Source organism: Sporosalibacterium faouarense, assembly GCF_016765695.1.
In the GTDB taxonomy this organism is placed as follows: Bacteria; Bacillota; Clostridia; order Tissierellales; family VENL01; genus Sporosalibacterium; species Sporosalibacterium faouarense.
Genome location: NZ_JAETGO010000012.1, coordinates 1 through 19616, shown reverse-complemented (window position 1 = coordinate 19616; position 19616 = coordinate 1). Strand labels below are relative to the sequence as shown.

The window sequence follows — 19616 nt, the reverse complement described above, 5'->3', positions numbered from 1 at the left end:
TTAGTCTTTACACTAGCATTCTTAGTTAAATTTTAGAATGCATATTATATAAATGCGCATATGTACCATTTAATGCTAATAATTCTTCATGAGTTCCCTGTTCACCAATCCCTTGCTCTGTTAATACAACAATCCTTCTTGCATTTCTAATTGTTGACAAACGATGGGCTATGACAAAGGTTGTGCGATTTTTAGCCAAACTTTCTAATGAATCTTGGACAACCCTTTCACTTTCATTGTCCAATGCACTTGTGGCTTCATCAAAAATCAAAACAGGTGGATTCTTCAAGAAAACTCTTGCAATACTTAATCTTTGTTTTTGGCCTCCAGATAATTTCACACCTCGTTGTCCAATATCCGTATTATATCCCTCAGGAAGTTTCATGATAAATTCATGAGCATTTGCCTTCTTAGCAGCTTCAATAATTTCTTCTTTACTTGAATTGGGTTTTCCATAGCCAATATTATCTAAAATAGTCCCAGAAAACAAATAAACGTCTTGATGAACCACACCCACGTTCCTTCTTAAAGAACTCAATCGAATGTCTTTGATGTTTACACCATCCAGTAATATTTCCCCCTGACTTACTTCATAAAAGCGAGGTATGAGTGAGCATAGAGTTGTTTTACCAACTCCAGAAGTACCAACTAAAGCAATATATTCTCCAGCACTAACATTCATAGATAAGTTTTCCAAGATATAGTCCTGAACCTCATGATATCTGAATCTTACATTTCTAAACTCTACATTTCCTTTCACATTCTCTAATTCAAGAGCATTGGATACGTTCTTGATTTCCGGTTCAATATCCAAAATTTCTACAAATCGTCCAAAACTAGCAATTCCTTCTTGCAGCTGCATAGTCATATGAGTTAATTTTTGTACAGGTTCAATAAGATTCCCAATATAGAGTAAAAACGTAATCAAATCTGCCAAATCTAAAGAAGTTTTTACAATATTAACACCGCCAAAAACAATTACTGTTACTGTAATAAGTTGTATAAAAGCATTCATTCCATTATAAAAGTATGACTCATTTCTATAAGTATTTTTTCTGCTCTCAAGAAACTTATTGTTTTCATAAGCAAATTTTTCCTTTTCTATTTCTTCATTGGCAAAGGACTTTACCACCCGTATACCAGAAAGATTATCTTCAACCTGAGCATTAACATCACCAATACATTCCTTATTTTTTCTTAAAGCAATATGCATTCGTTTATTGAAATAAAATGCAAAAACCGCCATGATTGGTAAAAAGCAAAAAACAGCAATAGTTAATTTAACGTTGATATTTAGCAGAATTGCAAAGGCACCAATAAATTTTACCAAATATATTATGTAATCCTCTGGACCGTGATGATATAATTCTGATAAAGAAAGTAAATCATTGGTTATTCTAGACATTAACAATCCAGTTCTTTGTCCATCATAAAAACCAAAAGATAACTTTTGATAATGTTCAAATAATTCACTACGCATATCACTTTCCATCATTGCTCCCATTTCATGACCTCTATAATCATAATAATAGTTACAAGCTGTCTGTATTCCAATTAGCACAAGCATTAACGCACCTACTTTATAAATTTGATTCAGTGCGTTTGTCATATTTCCTTCTAATACAGTTTTAGTAATATATCTTGTAAGCAATGGTAATATTAGTGTAATTCCAGCTACAATAAATGCGCAAATCATGACCGAAAAAAACAAGCCTAAATAAGGTTTATAATAAGATAAAAATTTTTTAAATCTAAAATTCATATATTTCCTCCTCCATTATTTTGGAGGGTTAAATTATAGTGTCCCTCCAAACTTTTTTCATTTCTACTTTTAATGTATTTTTCATTTAGAACACCCTTTCTACTGTATTTTTATATATCGCATAAAACTGCGATAAAAGAAATAGTATATATTTTATTGATAATTTTATCATATACTAATGGTTGCAACAATGTTTCCAACTTTAGAATCTCTGAAAGCTATAATTAGAAATATCCTAATCTTACTATGTTCTTCACATAACAATATAAGAATTATTCCCATTAAATATAGCTATATTTAATGATTTTAAACGTATTTAAAATAAATCAGTACTTAAGTATTTTAAACCACTATCATTAAGTGTTAGTACAATATTTTTTCCCTTCTCTTTGCTCTTCAACAATTGAATTGCTGCACAAACATTCGCTCCTGATGAAAATCCTACAAATGTTCCCTCTAATCTAGCTAGGTCTCTTGTCATTTGGATAACCTCTTCATCTGTTACCTGTATACATCCATCAATTAGTTCTTTATTTACCTTTGATAAATTCATAGCATATCCACATCCTTGAACTTGGTGACGTCCTTCATTGATGAGCTCTTTCCCTGCATATACTGCAGCATTAGCAGGTTCAACAATATAGCAGCTTATATTTTTATTATACTCTTTAAATTTTTCTGCACATCCTTCAAATGTACCGCCACTTCCTACAATATCAACAAAGCAATCTATTTTTCCATCGCTCTGCTCTAACATTTCCACTGACGTATGAAGTAGGTGAGCTCTATAGGAACTATCCAAATTGAACTGATCTGCACGAAATGCATTTCTTTCCTTTGTTAATTTTGCAGTCATTTCTTCTACTAATTTTAAATCTTCCCCCGATACCTGTCCTTTTACTGAATTTTTAGCTTGTGGAACTATAATAACTTCTGCCCCAAGTGCACGCATCATTCTAGTGCGTTCCATAGAGTTTCCTTCTGACATAACTGCTATAAAAGGATGTCCTTTTGCTTTACAGACAATGGAAAGTCCTGTGCCTGTATTTCCACTTGTTAACTCAATAACAGTCTGACCAGGCTTTAGTTGACCACTTGCTTCAGCTTCCTCAATCATCTGCAAAGCAGGACGATCTTTTTTGCTGAACCCAGGATTAAGGTACTCTAATTTTGCAAAGATATTTCCCTCTACTCCATAGTGCTTTGTAATTCTTCTAAGTCGTAACATTGGAGTTTGTCCGATAGCTTCATAAATATTTTCTAATAATTTTTTCATCTCTCTTGCCCTCCTATAATAATTGCGTTATAATTAATTATATTTTACAATTGTAAAATATAATTAATGTTAAGTGTATTTTACAATCGTTAATTATATTTGTCAATAGTGATAAAGGAGGCCAAGTACTTATGAATATAAATTTAATTATTGCTGAAAATCTAAAAAGACTTCGTAGTGAGAGAAATTTGAGTTTAAGTCAGCTTGCTGAACTATCGGATATTAGCAAAGTTATGCTTTCTAAAATAGAAAAAGGTAAAACTAACCCAACAATAAATACCATCTGGAAAATAACTGCTGGCTTAAATATTCCGTATACATCATTGTTAGAACAACAACAACAGGATGCTTATGTTATAAAAAAGTCAGACATAGTTTCACAAAAAACTGACGATGGACAATACCGTCTTTACTGTTACTATTCCAATACACCTCATCGTAATTTTGAGCTTTTTCAAATGGAACTTGATGAAGGATGTAGATATACTTCTGTGGGACACTCTGAAAAATCTGAAGAATATTTAATGGTTTTAGAAGGGGAATTAACTCTAGAAGTAAACAATGAAACCTTTATATTGAATGCTGATGACACAATTACTTTCACTGCTTCTGCTAAACACAGTTATTTCAATAGTGGAAAAGGCATCTTAAAAACTGCCATAATAAATTTTTATTCTGTTTAGAAATTATTTAACTATTAGACACTTCTCATAAAACAAAGAAATCATGAAATTGTAAGCTATCATAGCTATATTCATGATCTCTCTCTACTTTATATTAAATTTACAAGAACGTATACCCATACCCTAGATTAGTTTTCCGTATTTTTTAGAGGCCCTGCACTGTATTAAGTTGAATTATCTGAAGAACAGGCTGAAGGCAAAAAAGAATTTTCAAGTGATACAAGTTGAAACTTGTATTACTTGAAGAAATGCTACTCTATAACTGCCTTAATTCTTCTTACTCCAGCTGAAGAACTTTGTTCTTTCATTATCTTAAAGTGACCTAATTCATCAGTATTACTTACATGTGGTCCTCCACATATTTCCTTTGAATATCCTTCAATAGAATAGACTTTCACTTCACTCTCATACTTTGAATCAAAGATTCCAATCGCACCTATAGCCTTTGCTTCATCAACACTCATCTTTTGCATTTCAACATCAATTCCCATATTGATTGCTTCATTAACAAATGATTCGACTTTTAAAAGTTCTTCTTTCGTCATCTTTCTATCAAATGAAAAATCAAATCGTAACCTTTCAGCATTAATATGACTGCCTCTCTGATAAACAGTATCACCTAAAATATGTCTTAATCCTGCATTCAAAAGATGTGTAGCTGTATGTAATCTAACACTCTTTTCATTATTTTCTGCTAGACCACCTTTAAATTTGCCTGCTGCACTGGTTCTAGATTTTTCTTGATGTTTTTTAAAACACTTGTTGAATCCTTCAATATCAACAGTTTTATTTCTTTCCTCAGTTAATTCAACTGTTAGTTCAAGAGGAAATCCATATGTATCATACAGTTTAAAAGCATCTTCTCCATTTAGTTCTTCATCCCCCGATAGTTTTCCAATTATACGATCAGCCATTTTCAGCCCACTTTTCAAGGTTCTGTTGAACTTTTCATATTCCTTTACCAACTCATTCTTTATATAAACTTCTCTTTCTTTTACCTGTGGATATGCATCTTTATAGGATTCAATTACAATAGTGGCTAAATCAGGTAGTATGTTCTCAGATATCTCTTGTTGTAATATCTTTCGTATAGCTCTTCGTATTAAGCGTCTAACAATATAGCCTTGCTCTGAATTTGAAGGCACAATTTTTGTGGGATCTGCTAATATAAAAACTGACGCTCTTATATGTTCAGCGATAATCCTAAAACTATTTTTTGTTGTTTCATCGTATTTCTTCTCTGTTAACTTCTCCAATTCATTGATTATTGGTGTAAATAAATCTGTTTCATAAACATTACTTAATCCATTAGCTAGAATAAGTAATCTCTCAAATCCCAATCCTACATCAATATTTTTTTGTTTTAATACGGTTAAGGATCCATCTTTCCCCTTATTATAGGTCATAAACACATTATTCCCTAATTCCACATATTTTCCACAACTACAAGCAGGTCCACAATTTTCATTACAGTCTGGTATATCATTGACATAAAACATTTCCGAGTCCGGTCCACAAGGTCCTGTTTCACCTGCCGGTCCCCACCAGTTCTCTTCATCTCCATAGTAAAAGATGTTTTCTTCATCTATTCCCATCTTTATCCATGTTTCGGCTGCCTCTCTATCTACAGGAACTTTTTCATTTCCTTTGTGAACAGTTACTGCCAGTTTATCCTTGGGTATTCCTAACTTTTCTGTAAGAAATATAAAACTCATTGAAATTGCTTCTTCTTTGAAATAATCTCCTAATGACCAATTTCCTAACATTTCAAATACTGTTAAGTGGTAATCATCACCTACTTCTTCTATATCTCCTGTTCGAACACACCTTTGTACATTCACCAGTCGATTACCATTTGGGTGTTTTCTCCCTAAAAGATAAGGAATCAACGGTTGCATTCCAGCAGTTGTATACAGCACACTTGCATCATCTTCAGGTACAAGTGAAGCGGCAGCGGCTATCTTATGTCTCCTTTCCACGTAAAATGATAAGTAAAGTTCTCTTAATTCATTTGCTGTCATCGTTATCTTCCTTTCTTATAATTTGTATTAAAAAAGCCCTAAGCTATTAATAGCTTAGGGCGAATAAACATCATCCGTGGTACCACCTAATTTCAGAGAAACTCTGCACTCAATATGTACGGGTCGAAACCGATACATTATCCTATGATAACGGTGGATTTCCGTTGAAGCCTACTATTGTTTCGGTTCACAGCTCTGAGACTGCTTCAATATACTCACTGTGAAGATTCGCACCAACCATCTTCTCTCTGAACAGCAAATTATATTTACTATTTCTCTTCATTGCCTTTAAATTATTGTTATAATATTACCACTCGTTATTAAAATTGTCAAACCTAATTTTTATATTTCGTATAAACTTAATCATGTTACTTACATTAATAGCATGTTTATACTTTCTATACAACTGTGCTTTAACCTTCGCATATTCACGCTAAAGTTATTGACATATGCCAGTAACTATTGTAAACTTTCTATATTAACTGAAAAAAAGACATATCTCAAATGAACTAAGATATAATTTGACTAAAACTTATCTTTGAATTATTGGTAAATATACTATAACTTATTTATTAAACATTAGGAAACATATAATTGGATTTGAATTAAGTATAAGCTATTCTAAAAATATAAATATTATTTTTAAGAAAAGAACTAATTAAAAAGAAGTGAATAAATGATATTTTTATATGTTATAACAGGTGGTTCATTGTTTATTTCTTTCATATTAAATAAAGATAAAACTATAAAGGCTCTTAAAGTAGCCTGGAAAAAAATCAAAAAAATCTTGCCATCGTTTATAAAAATGTTAATCTTGATTTCGGTTATGCTTTATCTATTACCCGATAAAACAATAGCTAAGTATTTAGGAGGTACTAATATATTTAGAGAAACAATTTTAGCTTCTGCTTTAGGATCTATAACAATTATGCCAGGATTTATAGCCTTTCCCTTAAGTGGTATCTTATTAAATAAGGGAGTCAAATATATGGTAATCTCATCTTTTTCTTCAACATTAATGATGGTAGGTATATTAACATTTCCAATTGAAAAGGAATACTTTGGTACTAAGCTGACTGTTGTTAGAAATGTTACAAGTTATTTTATCGCTTTAATTATCGCCTTAGCAATAGGTCTTCTTTATGGTGAGGTATTGCTATGAAAAAAAATAATTAATATTATTCTACCTATTATGTTTTTAATGTTTTTACTTATTTCTTTAGTGTTCAATTTTACTCCTGGTATTAAAATTGGAGGAAATTTTTATGAGTTTGTAATAAGTATGCTTAAAGTCTTACTCTTTGCATTTATCTTGATAGGTCTTTTTGAAGTATGGGTGAAAAAGGAAACGGTAGAAAGGTATTTTGGTAATGCATCTGGCTATAAAGGCTATATATGGGCAATCATCCTCTCAAGCACTACAGTTGGTGGAGCGTATGTTGCCTTTCCTGTTGCATACTCTCTATATAGCAAAGGGGCTAAGCTCAGTATAGTATTAACATATATTGGGGCTGCTGCATTAACGAGGATTCCTATGACAATTTTTGAGGCATCTTTCTTAGGTATCAAATTCTCAGTTATAAGATTACTTGTATCTATTCCTTTAGTAATACTATCTTCTATAGTAATTGGTAACTCTTTTGAACATAATGTCAATCCTAAACAAAAAAAACCTCTAGATTAAGTAAATAGTTTATATTTATAGGTACTCATGATTTTATCGAACAAATAGTGAAAATTATAAAACTTTTTATTTCTTTTTACTTCTCTGTTTCCTTCCTTTTGAACTTGTAAGTAATACTTACAAGTTCAATTCTCTTCTAGTTCATTTTCTTTATAGATATTCTTGATATGTAAGGTTATGTATTGTGTAGTTGTTTGATACAGTTCAGCTATAGATGCTTGATTCATCCACTAAACATCCTCTTTACTTCAACTTTTCCATCACTTTTCTCTACCATTTTTATTTCTATATTTAAATAATAACAGCCCTTATATCTAGGGATTACATTTACAATAAGTAGTAGTTCTTATATATCGTCAGTTTAATATTAATTCACAGTTACTTAAGTGGTTTGTAATTATCTACTAATCAAATACATTGCTATTCTTATAATTCTGACCAAAAGTTTAATCTATTTAAAAGCAATACCCCCATAAAAAAACTCCCTCAAACTTAATCTGAGGGAGCATATTATATACTATTAATTTACTGTAAATCTTTTTAAATGCTTGAAATCAACCTATTTCTTGACTATCAATCTTCGCATGTAATTCCATTTCTTGGGAACATCTGACCTGAGTCGTATATCTGCTTACTTTGTGAGGAATCATAGTGTGAGTCAAGGGCGAAAATACGGGCTCGCACTATGCTTATACTATACAAATAACAATTCCTTGTCAAACCAAGTCTCGATAGCATTACTTATATCAATGATTGAGTCATCCAGAGAAATACGGAACCCTCGGCAACCTCCATCACAACTGTCACTTATACCTCTTTTTTTTCCACAACCATATCCTTTTTCAATCATTTCTTGTAAAAATGAAGGAAATTTTTCAATAGCATCAACGTATTTATGTGTGTTTTTCGCTTTGATGTTTATTTGATAACCATTATTAAGTGATGCATTAATTCCCCATATCTCATTTCTTTTACAAGAATATTTAATCTTTATCCATAAATCTTTTATTTCTACATTGCATTTAAGCCCTTTATCCAAATAACGTTGATGTAACTGCAGTATGAAATCTTGCACATTGACGGATAAAGGTTTTATAGTATCTTTTAATATAGAAATCACATCGGTTTCATTATTTTTCAATACCCTATAATCACATCGCAATAAAATATCGGAGAAGCGACAATAGCTGATTGCTTTAAATTTGTTTGCTTTTGTACCAAATTCTCTCTCGGCTATTGCCATTACCTTCAGACCCGTCAACATAGCAGGATTATCAGGATACGAAATTTTTATTCTTTCGAATTTTGATAAATCGTGCTTTTTTTGTTTCAAATCTATACCGTCAATCAATATGCCACAATCCGTCAAAAATCTCAAGGATCTAATATTTTTTGTAACGGAGATTTTCGTGTTGAATATATTGTTGCCGACGTCAAGGGATTGAGCGTTTTCTGATAGTACGCTATTGAAACCTATACTCAATAATAAGCATTTCACATTGTGCAAGAATGGATAATATACCGAAATAGAAACACGATCATCAAATGCGTGAATAATCTTTTTATGATTGTCATAGGAATCACCTTCAGCAATCAAAATATCACAAAGCTTATATAAAAAATTTCTGAACGCAAGTACTCCTTCTCTAATATTTTCCTCGTTTGAAATATCTCTAAACATTGGGTTAATTGTGTATGTTTCAGGTATTTCTGGCGTGATAACATTTTTTAAGTGTCTTGCCATATCTTTAAGTGTTCTTCTCATTTATTTCGCTTCTTTCTTCGCAAAATCAACTTTATACTGCCATTCACCGTATTTTTTTTCGTTATCAGTTATCGTTCCTTCTGTAAGGGTGATACGCAGAACAATTGAGTCAGGGTTATCTTCGTCGCCATGTGCATCGAACCACGTGAAGATTTTTTTCATCTTCGCTCTTATTTCAGTATTTCTCTCGGCCTTCACCCAACCGAGATTTTCAGCCGTCCCTTGAGCAGCAAACAAGTCTAGCCCACAGATGGAAACCTCGTTATTTTTCCCAATTTCCAGCGTTTTATTTTTTTTCGCATCCGTAGAGACATAAAACACACCATCTTCATAATAAGCGTCAACCATACGGACAGCAGGGCGGGGATTGCCGACAGCATTTGGTGATAATGCAATAGTTGCAAGAGCAATAAGGTTGTCCTTACCGTTTCCACAGTATTCTTCCATAATCTTCATCGCGTTTTCATACTTATTCATAATAATTCCTCCATTTATTTTTTACTTCCCTATGGGTTCTGTCATACTTTACATTTCACAATTACTTAAATAATACTTAATCATAGGAGATTGCTTATATTTTTATATTCCTTCTTTCAGCTTAATGGGAAAATATCTTTGCATTTGTTTATAACCAAGCCCCTTTTCTATGTCTTTATAGGCAATATCCTTTCCATCTTCATATAAATAAGGCATATTGAACATAACATTGCGACCTTTGTCAAGCTCAAAGTTTGTATTTTCAATCCATTGGCGAACTTTATCTTCTACTTTATGTATGCTCTCGTTATCTTCGTCAATACTGACTGCCATAGCGTATAAGCCTCCCTTAAAATCGAACAGTTTAAAAGGACTCACATCAGCATTGGTAACACCATCTTTAACGGCGCATATCCATTCAGCTTTGTCATTTTTAGGTAGCAAAAAATCAAAACAGTCGAAAATAACATTTTTGTACAAATGCACATGCTGCCACAATTGATACATATATCCGTCGTTTTTGAACATATCACCCCATAATTGTTCACCCACTGTCACTGCTCTAAATCCCGGTATCCTGACAACCATTATATCAGGGATTTTTTTATCTAGTTTTTCCGTTATTTTAATCAAACGGTTTATATTGGAAGGCTTGCCGATATAGTCAATACTTATCAATTGTGTTCCAATCTCTTTAGCCTTGTTATACAGCAGTTTTATGTCAGAGTTGTCTGAAAAGTTCACTTGTTCGATTTCCTGTATAAAATCCAGCACAATTTCCTTCAGCTCATGCAATAGCGCAACCTCGTCGTCTATGCTCTGTACTTTTTTTCCCAGCACTTCTAAGACTACATCAGAACCAGAAGTGTTAAAAACACGTTGAATGTCTTTTATGCTGATATTCAACTTGCGTAAAATAAGTATTTGTTCAAGCCGCTTAACAGCGCTTTCATCGTACATTCTGTATGCGTAGTCATCACTTCGGGTACTGGACAGTAATCCCATGTCCTCATAATAACGCAGTGTACGAGCTGTAATGTCATATTTGCTTGACACATCTCTGATTTTGATTAGGTTTCTCATTTTTCCATCTCCTTTCTAAGTTATCGGGTATAAGTTTAGTATAAAGGCTTACCCAAAGGAAGAGTCAAGAGAGTAATTCTGTTTTCTGTTGAAAATATAAGCTTGCTGATATTTTAATTTCTTGCCCTTCCCTTTATTTTGGGATTATCTTTTATGCTAAAATATTCCATATAACTATTCAAAATCCCTTTTTTTTAAACAAATTGTATATTCCTCGTAAAAGTAAGACCTACATAAAAAAAACTTCCCCAAACATCCGTCTGAGGAAGCATATGTTTTACTATTAAATTCACTCAAAATTCCTTAAAACCCTTGATTTCAATATATTTCTTCTCTATCAACACGACTGTCTCAGCCGTAGCTTGCTACCAATCAAATTTCGCTACACTCGTTTTATTGGATCGATTACAATTAACTAGACAACTAAATTAAGTGCATGTAAACTAAAAATGATATATAAAAATGAGAATTGTTTATATGACTAAAATCGAAAGAAGAACCTATACAGATGAATTCAAAACACAAATGGTGAAACTTTATGAAAATGGTAAATCTAAATATGATAATGCTATAGCTAAATTACATTTAAAATATTTAAGACTGAATTTACCCAAAATTATCACTTTAATAATCTGGATAAACTAGATTTCATGCTATAAGATTATATTAATTGGTTTAATAACATTAGAATTCACTCACCACTAGGCTATTTAAGCCCTAGAGAATATAAATTACATAACCTAAAAAAACTATCTAATTTAGTGTTGACAATCCATATGTATAATATTTTAAAAATGAATTTTTATTTTTACCCGCACATTTTAGCCCACTCATACGTTAAACAATATGAAAGGAGTTTTTTTTATGTCTTTAGAGTTAAAAGAGCAATATGAAAAGGTTTATGCGTTTTGCTATTTCAAAGTACATAATGTGCTAGTTGCTGAAGATATAACGCAGGAAACATTTTTAAAATACTTTGAAACAACGCAGTATCTTGAAAAAGGCAAAAAACTCGCCTTTCTTTATACCATAGCACGAAACTGCTGTATCGACTATTTTAGAAAAAACAAGCATACAGAAATCCTTGATGACTTATCCGAGCTTACGGTTGAACAATCAGAGGATAGCATAACTGTGATTGCTGTACGAAGCGCTGTATCAAAGCTCAGTAGTAAAGAACAAGAAATCGTGCTACTGAGGTATACAAATGAACTTGGAATAGGTGAAATTGCAGAGTATTTAGACATTTCAAGATTTGCACTTTATCGAAAACTAAATGAAATCAAGAGAAAGCTAAAACAGAATTTAAGGAAGGAGGATTTTTATGGATAGGAAACTAAAACAGGAACTCAAACAGAGCCTTACGCCACCACCCACAAGACACAAAGCAGAGTTTATTAACAGTATTTCATATCCCAAAGCAAGATTTCGTGAAGTGCTGTTTTCACAAATCGGATTTATCCGAAAAAGAGTATGGCTTTTCTACGTCCTCGCTACTTGTTTCGCATATTTTTACACAACCGTTGTCAAGGTTCCGGCAAATATAGTAGCTGTGGTTTCGTCAATATTACCGCTGTTTTCTCTTTGCATTATTACAGAAATATACAGAAGCACTGCTTACAACATGGCAGAAACAGAGCTTGCTTGTAAGTACAATTTGCAAAAAATTACGCTCATGCGACTTGGGATACTGGGAACCGCTAGCTTTGTAATGCTTATACTGCTCGTGATAATTGCAGGAAAAAACGATTTAGGAGTGTTTAGAAATTCTGTCTATATAGGTGTACCTTATTTGCTGTCAAGTTATCTCAGCCTTGAGATTATATCAAGGTTTCGTTCCAAAGAAACAATTTATGTTTGTATGGCAGTTTGTTGTGCGGTAAGTGTTTTTATGATGATAGCAAATAATCTTTATCAGTTTATTTACAGTGTGCAATTTATCACTTTGTGGGTAGGCACATTCATGGTCTTGATGGCATTAACTCTTTTCAGCTTTAATCAATTTATAAAATCACAGGAGGAATTACAATGGAGCTTGTTATAGACAGAATAACAAAACAATATAAAAACAAAATTGCCGTTGACCGAGTTTCACTAAATCTCGGCATAGGGGTTTACGGTCTTTTGGGGGCAAACGGTGCCGGAAAAACAACACTCATGCGTATGATGTGTGGCATACTAAAACCTACAAACGGCGAAGTGAAATTTAACGGTATTGATGTATCCGAAGAAAGCTATCGTGACGTACTGGGGTATTTACCACAAGATTTTGGGTACTATCCCGAGTTTTCGGCACAGAATTTCATGTACTATATGGCAAGTCTGAAAGGACTGACCAAAGCACAGGCAAAGACAAAGACAAAAGAGCTTCTTGAAATGGTTTCACTGAGTGATGTTGCAAAAAAGAAAATCAAAACCTTTTCCGGTGGCATGAAACAGCGTTTGGGTATTGCTCAAGCACTACTTAACAACCCTAAAATCTTGGTGCTTGATGAGCCGACAGCAGGACTTGACCCAAAAGAGCGTGTGCGTTTTAGGAACATCATTTCTGAGCTTGGCAAGGATAGAATTGTGCTGCTCTCTACCCATATCGTTTCCGATGTGGAGCATATCTCAAACACTATTTTGGTTATGAAAGACGGTCAAATACTACACAGCGGAAGTTTGGAGCATATCATCAAAACCGTTGACGGAAAGGTGTTTGAGTGCTGTGTAGACAGCAATACGGCTGAAAGATTAACAGTAGCTTACCCTGTTATCAATATTCGTTCTGAGGGAGAAAATACTTTTTTAAGGCTTGTATGCGATAGAATGCCCCATGATACTGCAATAAATGTATCAGCAACACTTGAGGACTTGTATCTTTACTATTTCTCGGAGGTGAGCCAGCATGAATAATTTTTGGACTTTGGTAGGCTTTGAATACAAGAAAATTATAATTAGGAAAAGTGTGTGGGTCTGTGTTCTTTTGGCTGTTATTGCAACTGTTTTTTCAGTTTGTGGACTTATTATCGGCGGTAATCCCGCAACTGGCATGAGTAACTATGATGAAATGCTTATGGATAAAGCATACAAGCTGACTCTTTCCGGTAGACAGATAGATGGGGATTTGATACTGGAAGCTTCACAGGCATATCAGAAAGTTCCGTCAAATGTTTATCCATATACCGATAGCGAGGAATACCAAAAATTTGCTCGTCCCTATTTTTCCGTGTATGCATTGATTGACTCTGCCTATACCGAGCGTGGGCATGCGTTTAATATAGATGATTTTCAAACAATTTCAGAAGAAGATGCATTTAGTTATTACGATAAACGTATCAATCAATATCGACTAAATTTACAGAACAATCCTTCCTTTACACAACAAAATATTGATAGAGTGATTGAGATTGACAATGAGGTACAAAAACCCTTTATTATGGAATACACAGATGGATATGAACGTTTCTTTTCATTATCTACAACTAATGCTTTTATTATAATGTTTTTAATAGCTTTTACACTTTCGCCTATTTTCGTCAATGAATATAGTCAAAAAACAGATAGCTTAATTTTAACATCAAAAAATGGAAAGCACTCACAAATTCTCGCCAAAATCTTTACAGGGGGTTCATTTAGTATTTTACTGTCACTATTTCTTTCATTAGTGGGATATTTATTATGTATGTTTATTTATGGGTTTGAAGGCGCAAATGCTCCTATACAGCTTCACATACCATTGATAACCTACAATTTCACAATGATAGAGGCTGTTTTTCTTTTGTGCATTACAACCGTGTTTGGCAGTCTATTAATGACCGGAATATGTTTGTTTCTGTCCTCTGTGATAGATAGATCTATTGTTGTACTTACAATCAGTACAATAGTTATCCTTTTGGGAATGTTCAATGGGATATTTCCAACTGCGATTGAGAAAGTGAGGTTTTTCTTGCCATCGCCAATGGGAACATATTTTGATGTTGTGTTAAATCAATATTCATGGAATGTTTTTGGAATAAATATTTGGCTGTATCAAGCTATTTGTGGTGTAGCTTTTATAGTAGGGACATTGCTGCTTACTCTAAGCTATCACAACTTTAAAAAACATCAAATATCATAGATGATGTGTATGATAAAAGAGGAATATCTACTATGCCCAATGTGTCAAAGCAAAACAATGTTACAGATACGAGAGGATACAGAACTCAAAAACTTCCCGCTGTTCTGCCCTAAGAGTAAACAGGATATGCTAATCAGTGTCAAATACAAAATAACAACTGTTATCAAAGAGCCAGACGCAAGACGCAGAGCCGATAACCAACGAAAGTGAAATTCATGGTTGTCGGCTCTTTTTCCCTTTTGTCAAAACGTATCCACTTCTGCCAATACTAAAAATTCCTTCCCCTTTATCCCGGAAAGCAAGGAATTTCATCTCATTATTCTTCTAAAACACACCTATATTTATTTTAATTTACTAGCAAAAAAACCACTTCCTTTTATTAAGTGATGCAAGTTTACATCTAAATTCTAATCCTTTTATTCCAAGGGCTACGCCCATGTTTATTATATCAAGAAGTTTATACTTTCCTATACAAGGAAAAAACTTCACCAAACATCAGTATGAGGAAACATATATTTTTCTATTGAATTCATAATGGTTCTTTTGAGTAAAGATAAGACCCCCTAAATTTAAAGGGGGTCGATTTAATCCTTGTCACTTATTTATTTATCAAACTTGATTCTATTAATAAATTTCTTATTGCTGTAGCTGCTTCTGCATAGGTGAAGGTGTCTTTAGGATTTATTGTTTCATTTGTCTTTCCATTAAATACACCTACGCTTATGGTTTTCTTTACATCATTATATGCCCAATCTGCTATTTTGCCTTTGTCTATATAATTCTCTATTCTATTATCGTCTACTTCCTTTAATCCTACTATATCCATTGCCCTTGCATACATTACCATGGCTTGTTCTCTGCTTATCTTTGCATCAGGCTTGAATGTACCATCAGGACAGCCCTTTATAATACCATACTGTGTTGCTATTTCTATTGCATCTGCTAAGTTGTTTTTTATACTTACATCTGTAAATTTATCTTCTTTGGCTACACCTGTTCTATATAGGCCAAGTGCTTTTGTTATATACTCTGCAAATTCTCCTCTGGTGATATTTGCGTCTGGCTTAAAAGTTGTTGGATTATCAATTACTAGCCTTGATGCCATATCATTTACTGCTTCCTTTGACCAGTGGTTTTCTACTGATGCTACTTTGATTGGATTCCATATTACTGAGTAATCTGAGTTTGTTAATGAATTAAGTTTTGCATACCATTTTCCGTCCTTCTCAAATACTGATGTTGGTATATGGGAGAAGGTTCCATCGGGGTTGTATACTATTCCTGTTGTTATCTTACTTGGATCTACTCCCTCCGGTACTTCCATTACTCTTTGTATATAGTTTGAGAATTTGGATACTGTTACTTCTTTTGTTTCATTGTTTGTACTTGATTTTACTTTTGCTACTACCTTGAACTCTACTGGTGGAAATACTATATCATATCCACTAACCTTTGCTTTTTCTGTTATTTCCTTTGCTATGTTTTCATCCGTGTTCTGTATCTCTACTGATACTTCGATATTTTTAAGAGATTCTGGTGTTACTCCAAGTGTACTCGCTACCCTTTCTATTCCTACTTCCTTTGCTGGTATTATGTAGTCTATTTTGTCTGTGTTTACTGTTAGTGTGAATTCATTATCTTCCATTTTCTTTATTATATCTCCTGTTAAAATGCCCTTGATGTTTTTGGCATCCTTTGCTGTTACTGGTATTTCTATTGTGTTTTCCTTTGTATTATTATCTGCTTGCTTTTCTTTTAATGCTTCATCTATTTTTTGGCTTATTACTTTACTATCTGCTTTTACTTCTACTGTCTTTTGGCCATTTTCTTCTTTCACTGTTTCTGTTCCTGCTATTTGTTTTTTACCGTTTACTATTACTGTTGTTCCTGTTTGATTGCTTGAGGTTTTTCCTCCTCCTGAACTTTTATGTGAGTTACTATTTTTGCTATAGTTTGCTGTTACAGTTAAGTCACTTGTTATATTGCTAAAGTCTTTGTCCCATTCTTTGAAGGTATAACCACTTCTTGTTGGATTTTCTGGTGCTGTTGCACTGCTTCCGTAATTTACTGTTTCTATCTTTATTATTGTTTTATCATAGTCTGTAAAGGTTACTGTAAATGCTTTAATATTCCATTTTGCATATAGAGTTATGTCATTTGCTGGTATTGTATCACTATCAAAATCCCACATATTTTTTAACTCTGCTTCTTTGTACCAACCTCCAGAGGTATATCCTTCTTTTGTTGGTGCTGTTGGTTTACTTATTTTACTTCCGTAATCTTCTATTATTAAATTTACTTTACTTCCTCCGTTGCTTTCAAAGCTTACTTTGTATTGGTTTATCTTATACTTAGCTGTTATTATTAAGTTACTTGTTATATTACTAAAATCTTTGTCCCAGCCTGTAAATGTATAGCCTTCTCTTGTTGGAGCTGCTGGAGCTATTGCCTTATTTCCTTTTGTTACTGTTTGTTTATATAGCTCGTTTCCATTATAGTCTTTAAATGTTACTGTATACTTTTGTTTTGCAACTACGTTTACATTTGCTGATAATAAGCTTGTACTATTTACAAGTCTATCATCATTAAGTGTAATTATTCCTACACCTTCATTACTTAGATTACCATATACTGATGCTGTAACTGTAGTATCTTTATTGCTAATTTCTCCTATACTTAGATTACTAAATGCTCCTCTTAAGCTTAAATCTGATTTATATACCGTTCCTATAACTGTATCGTTATTAATATCTAAAGTGAAGATTTGATTAAAATCATTATTAACTTCTACAGTATCTGGAGTAACTTCCATGATTATATTATCCTGTGGTAATAGCCATTTTGCATATAATGTTATGTCCTCTGCTGGCATTGTGTCATTTGCAAAGTCCCACTTATTTGTTAACTCTTTATCTTTATACCAGCCTCCAAATTCATAATCAAATCCTGATCCTTCTTTTGCCGGAGGCTTAGGCTCACTTACTTTTGTTTTGTAATCTATTGTTTGACTATTTACTGCACTTCCTCCATTACTATTGAAGGTTACTGTATATTCCTTCACTGTCGTAAATTCTACATCCTCACCATAGCTGGTTCCTACTTCATTTGTAGCATATGCTCTTACACGATATGTAGTATCTGGTGTCAATCCTGTTAAATCAATACTAAATGTACCTGTTGCAGTATTCTTTGATGATACTTTTGTTGCTGTATCTATTGTTGGATTTTCAGTAGTTCCATAAACTATACCTATCTCACTTAGTGTTCCATTGCCATCACTGGTTACATTTCCGCCTACAGTAGCCGATGTTGTTTTTATATTTGTGACCGGACTTGTTGTTTCTACTGTCGACATTTTTGGTTTCGTTACTACTATATGTGTTGGATATCCTGAATTGGTACTTGCGGCTTGCTGCCAGTTAAACCAATCTGTGTTTGTACCTATGCCATTATTCAGTCTATCAACTAATGCGCCTTCAACTTCTTGTGAAGAAGCCTTCATTGTTGATTCTTGTATCCCATATGCACCACCAGTACCATAGCCAAAACCCTGTTTTGTGCTTCGTGCAATGCCGTCTACCGTCTGAGTTGCATCCGAATTATAGTAGCCACTTATTGTACTTGTACCCCAATTAACTCCTATCAGTCCTCCTACCCATGACTTAGAGCCTCCTGTAACATTTCCTGTTGCATAGCTGTTGATTATTGTTTCAGTATTAGTCCCTCCTGCTAGCCCTCCTACATATGCGCCAGAACCTCCTGTCACGTTTCCTGTGGTATAGCTGTTGCTTATTGTTCCAACACTGTTTCCTATTAACCCTCCTACATATGCATTAGAGCCTCCTGTCATATCTCCAGTTGCATGGCTATTGATTATTGTTCCATTGGTTTGGTTATATCCTACTAATCCTCCTATATTTACTCCATCACCTTCTCCTGTAACATCTCCTGTTGCATAGCAATTATTTATGGTTCCGTTGTAATTATATCCTACTAATCCACCTATATAGTTAGCAGAATTTGCTATAATATCTCCTGTTGTATAACAGTTGTTTATCGTTCCGTGATTACTTGCTACTAATCCTCCTACTTGAAAATTTGTAGAAGAATATATACTTACACTTACTCCTACGTTTTCTATTGTTGCATCACTTCCGATATTTGCAAACAATCCAACATAATTATATGTGCTATTGGGAATAGTCTCTATTCCTATCATTACATGACTTATCTCATATCCATTTCCGTCAAAATACCCATTAAAATCTTTAGAGGAATCCCCTACCGGTGTCCACTGATGACCAGATAGATCTATATCCTGTGTCAGTTCAAAATATGCTTCATCGTAAATATTATCAAAGGAATTGATCGTCTTAGCGAAAAAGGCTAATTCTTCTGCACTACTTATTTGATATGGCTTAGTTTCTGTTCCTGAACCTGTTAAGGCTGTTACAGTTCCTATATTATCTTTCCAATAGGTCAAGGTAACTTGTTTTATATCATCAGCCACTAATTGTTTTTGATAAAAGCCTGCTACTTTTCCATTTGCATCTACATCATATACTTGTAAATACTTACCTTCTGCTACGCCGTTAGTTATATCTGCTCCTGATGTATAATCGTCTATAAGATTAGTACCTGTTGCTGGTTCAGCATCAGTTGTGTTAGGTGTTGCTACTTCACTATCTGTTACATTTACCACAAATTTTGATGTTGCAGTCTCTGTGATGTCTGCTTTGGTTGATCCTGTAGCTGTTCCCGGT

At 33.5% G+C, this 19616-nt stretch carries 17 protein-coding genes and 1 other annotated feature; of the genes, 10 read left to right on the top strand and 7 right to left on the bottom strand.

The window, feature by feature from the left end; translation table 11 throughout:
* Nucleotides 1-25: 25 nt before the first annotated feature.
* The gene (locus JMO20_RS01445; protein WP_279380031.1) at nt 26-1696 is read right to left on the bottom strand and encodes an ABC transporter ATP-binding protein; all 1671 of its coding nucleotides are present in this window, start codon (nt 1694-1696) and stop codon (nt 26-28) included.
* A 382-nt stretch (nt 1697-2078) separates the two neighbouring features.
* Nucleotides 2079-3038 (bottom strand): PLP-dependent cysteine synthase family protein, encoded by a 960-nt coding sequence (locus JMO20_RS01440; RefSeq protein ID WP_202707467.1) that lies wholly within the window; start codon nt 3036-3038, stop codon nt 2079-2081.
* Nucleotides 3039-3169: 131 nt separating this feature from the next.
* Here JMO20_RS01440 and JMO20_RS01435 point away from each other — a divergent pair, with 131 nt between their 5' ends.
* Nucleotides 3170-3721: a helix-turn-helix domain-containing protein gene (locus tag JMO20_RS01435; protein WP_202707466.1), complete on the top strand. Its 552-nt coding sequence runs from the start codon at nt 3170-3172 to the stop codon at nt 3719-3721.
* Nucleotides 3722-3972: 251 nt separating this feature from the next.
* On the opposite strand, the gene JMO20_RS01430 is transcribed toward JMO20_RS01435, so the two are convergent.
* Nucleotides 3973-5742, bottom strand: a complete 1770-nt coding sequence (locus JMO20_RS01430; protein WP_202707465.1) for an alanine--tRNA ligase — start codon at nt 5740-5742, stop codon at nt 3973-3975.
* A gap of 52 nt (nt 5743-5794) precedes the next feature.
* Nucleotides 5795-6034, bottom strand: a binding site (T-box leader).
* Between the two features lie 384 nt (nt 6035-6418).
* On the opposite strand from JMO20_RS01430, the gene JMO20_RS01425 reads away from it, so the two are divergent.
* Both JMO20_RS01425 and JMO20_RS01420 read left to right on the top strand, forming a co-directional pair.
* Nucleotides 6419-6904, top strand: a complete 486-nt coding sequence (locus JMO20_RS01425; protein ID WP_202707464.1) for a permease — start codon at nt 6419-6421, stop codon at nt 6902-6904.
* Nucleotides 6905-7024: 120 nt separating this feature from the next.
* Entirely contained in the window at nt 7025-7426 is a 402-nt protein-coding gene (locus tag JMO20_RS01420) for a permease (RefSeq protein WP_202707462.1), read from the top strand.
* A 694-nt stretch (nt 7427-8120) separates the two neighbouring features.
* On the opposite strand, the gene JMO20_RS01415 is transcribed toward JMO20_RS01420, so the two are convergent.
* The 3 genes from JMO20_RS01415 to JMO20_RS01405 all read right to left on the bottom strand — a co-directional run bounded on the left by JMO20_RS01415 (nt 8121) and on the right by JMO20_RS01405 (nt 10751).
* A complete protein-coding gene (locus JMO20_RS01415; protein WP_202707460.1) occupies nt 8121-9191 on the bottom strand; it encodes a hypothetical protein in 1071 nt (356 codons plus the stop codon).
* Nucleotides 9192-9668: a pyridoxamine 5'-phosphate oxidase family protein gene (locus tag JMO20_RS01410; RefSeq protein ID WP_202707458.1), complete on the bottom strand. Its 477-nt coding sequence runs from the start codon at nt 9666-9668 to the stop codon at nt 9192-9194.
* Nucleotides 9669-9770: 102 nt separating this feature from the next.
* Nucleotides 9771-10751, bottom strand: a complete 981-nt coding sequence (locus JMO20_RS01405; RefSeq protein WP_202707456.1) for a helix-turn-helix domain-containing protein — start codon at nt 10749-10751, stop codon at nt 9771-9773.
* Between the two features lie 477 nt (nt 10752-11228).
* Between JMO20_RS01405 and JMO20_RS01400 the strand changes: the two genes are divergently transcribed.
* The 7 genes from JMO20_RS01400 to JMO20_RS01370 are packed head-to-tail and all read left to right on the top strand — an operon-like array spanning nt 11229 to nt 15063.
* Nucleotides 11229-11396, top strand: a complete 168-nt coding sequence (locus tag JMO20_RS01400; protein WP_207753402.1) for a hypothetical protein — start codon at nt 11229-11231, stop codon at nt 11394-11396.
* 20 nt (nt 11397-11416) lie between these two features.
* Nucleotides 11417-11644 carry an IS3 family transposase gene (locus tag JMO20_RS20720; RefSeq protein WP_202707491.1) on the top strand — a complete coding sequence of 76 codons (228 nt, stop codon included), beginning with the start codon at nt 11417-11419 and terminating at the stop codon, nt 11642-11644.
* The gene (locus tag JMO20_RS01390; protein ID WP_202707452.1) at nt 11616-12083 is read left to right on the top strand and encodes an RNA polymerase sigma factor; all 468 of its coding nucleotides are present in this window, start codon (nt 11616-11618) and stop codon (nt 12081-12083) included. The genes JMO20_RS20720 and JMO20_RS01390 overlap by 29 nt, the downstream gene beginning before the upstream one ends.
* On the top strand, nt 12076-12795 hold the full coding sequence (locus JMO20_RS01385; protein WP_202707450.1) for a hypothetical protein: 720 nt from the start codon (nt 12076-12078) through the stop codon (nt 12793-12795). The genes JMO20_RS01390 and JMO20_RS01385 overlap by 8 nt, the downstream gene beginning before the upstream one ends.
* Nucleotides 12780-13649, top strand: a complete 870-nt coding sequence (locus JMO20_RS01380) for an ABC transporter ATP-binding protein (RefSeq protein WP_202707448.1) — start codon at nt 12780-12782, stop codon at nt 13647-13649. The genes JMO20_RS01385 and JMO20_RS01380 overlap by 16 nt, the downstream gene beginning before the upstream one ends.
* Nucleotides 13642-14853 (top strand): ABC transporter permease, encoded by a 1212-nt coding sequence (locus JMO20_RS01375; RefSeq protein WP_202707446.1) that lies wholly within the window; start codon nt 13642-13644, stop codon nt 14851-14853. Before JMO20_RS01380 ends, JMO20_RS01375 begins: the two co-directional genes overlap by 8 nt.
* Complete coding sequence (locus JMO20_RS01370) at nt 14854-15063, top strand: cysteine-rich KTR domain-containing protein (RefSeq protein ID WP_424141314.1); 210 nt, start codon at nt 14854-14856, stop codon at nt 15061-15063.
* Nucleotides 15064-15451: 388 nt separating this feature from the next.
* On the opposite strand, the gene JMO20_RS01365 is transcribed toward JMO20_RS01370, so the two are convergent.
* On the bottom strand, nt 15452-19616 hold a 4165-nt coding region (locus JMO20_RS01365), incomplete at its 5' end, for an InlB B-repeat-containing protein (RefSeq protein ID WP_202707443.1).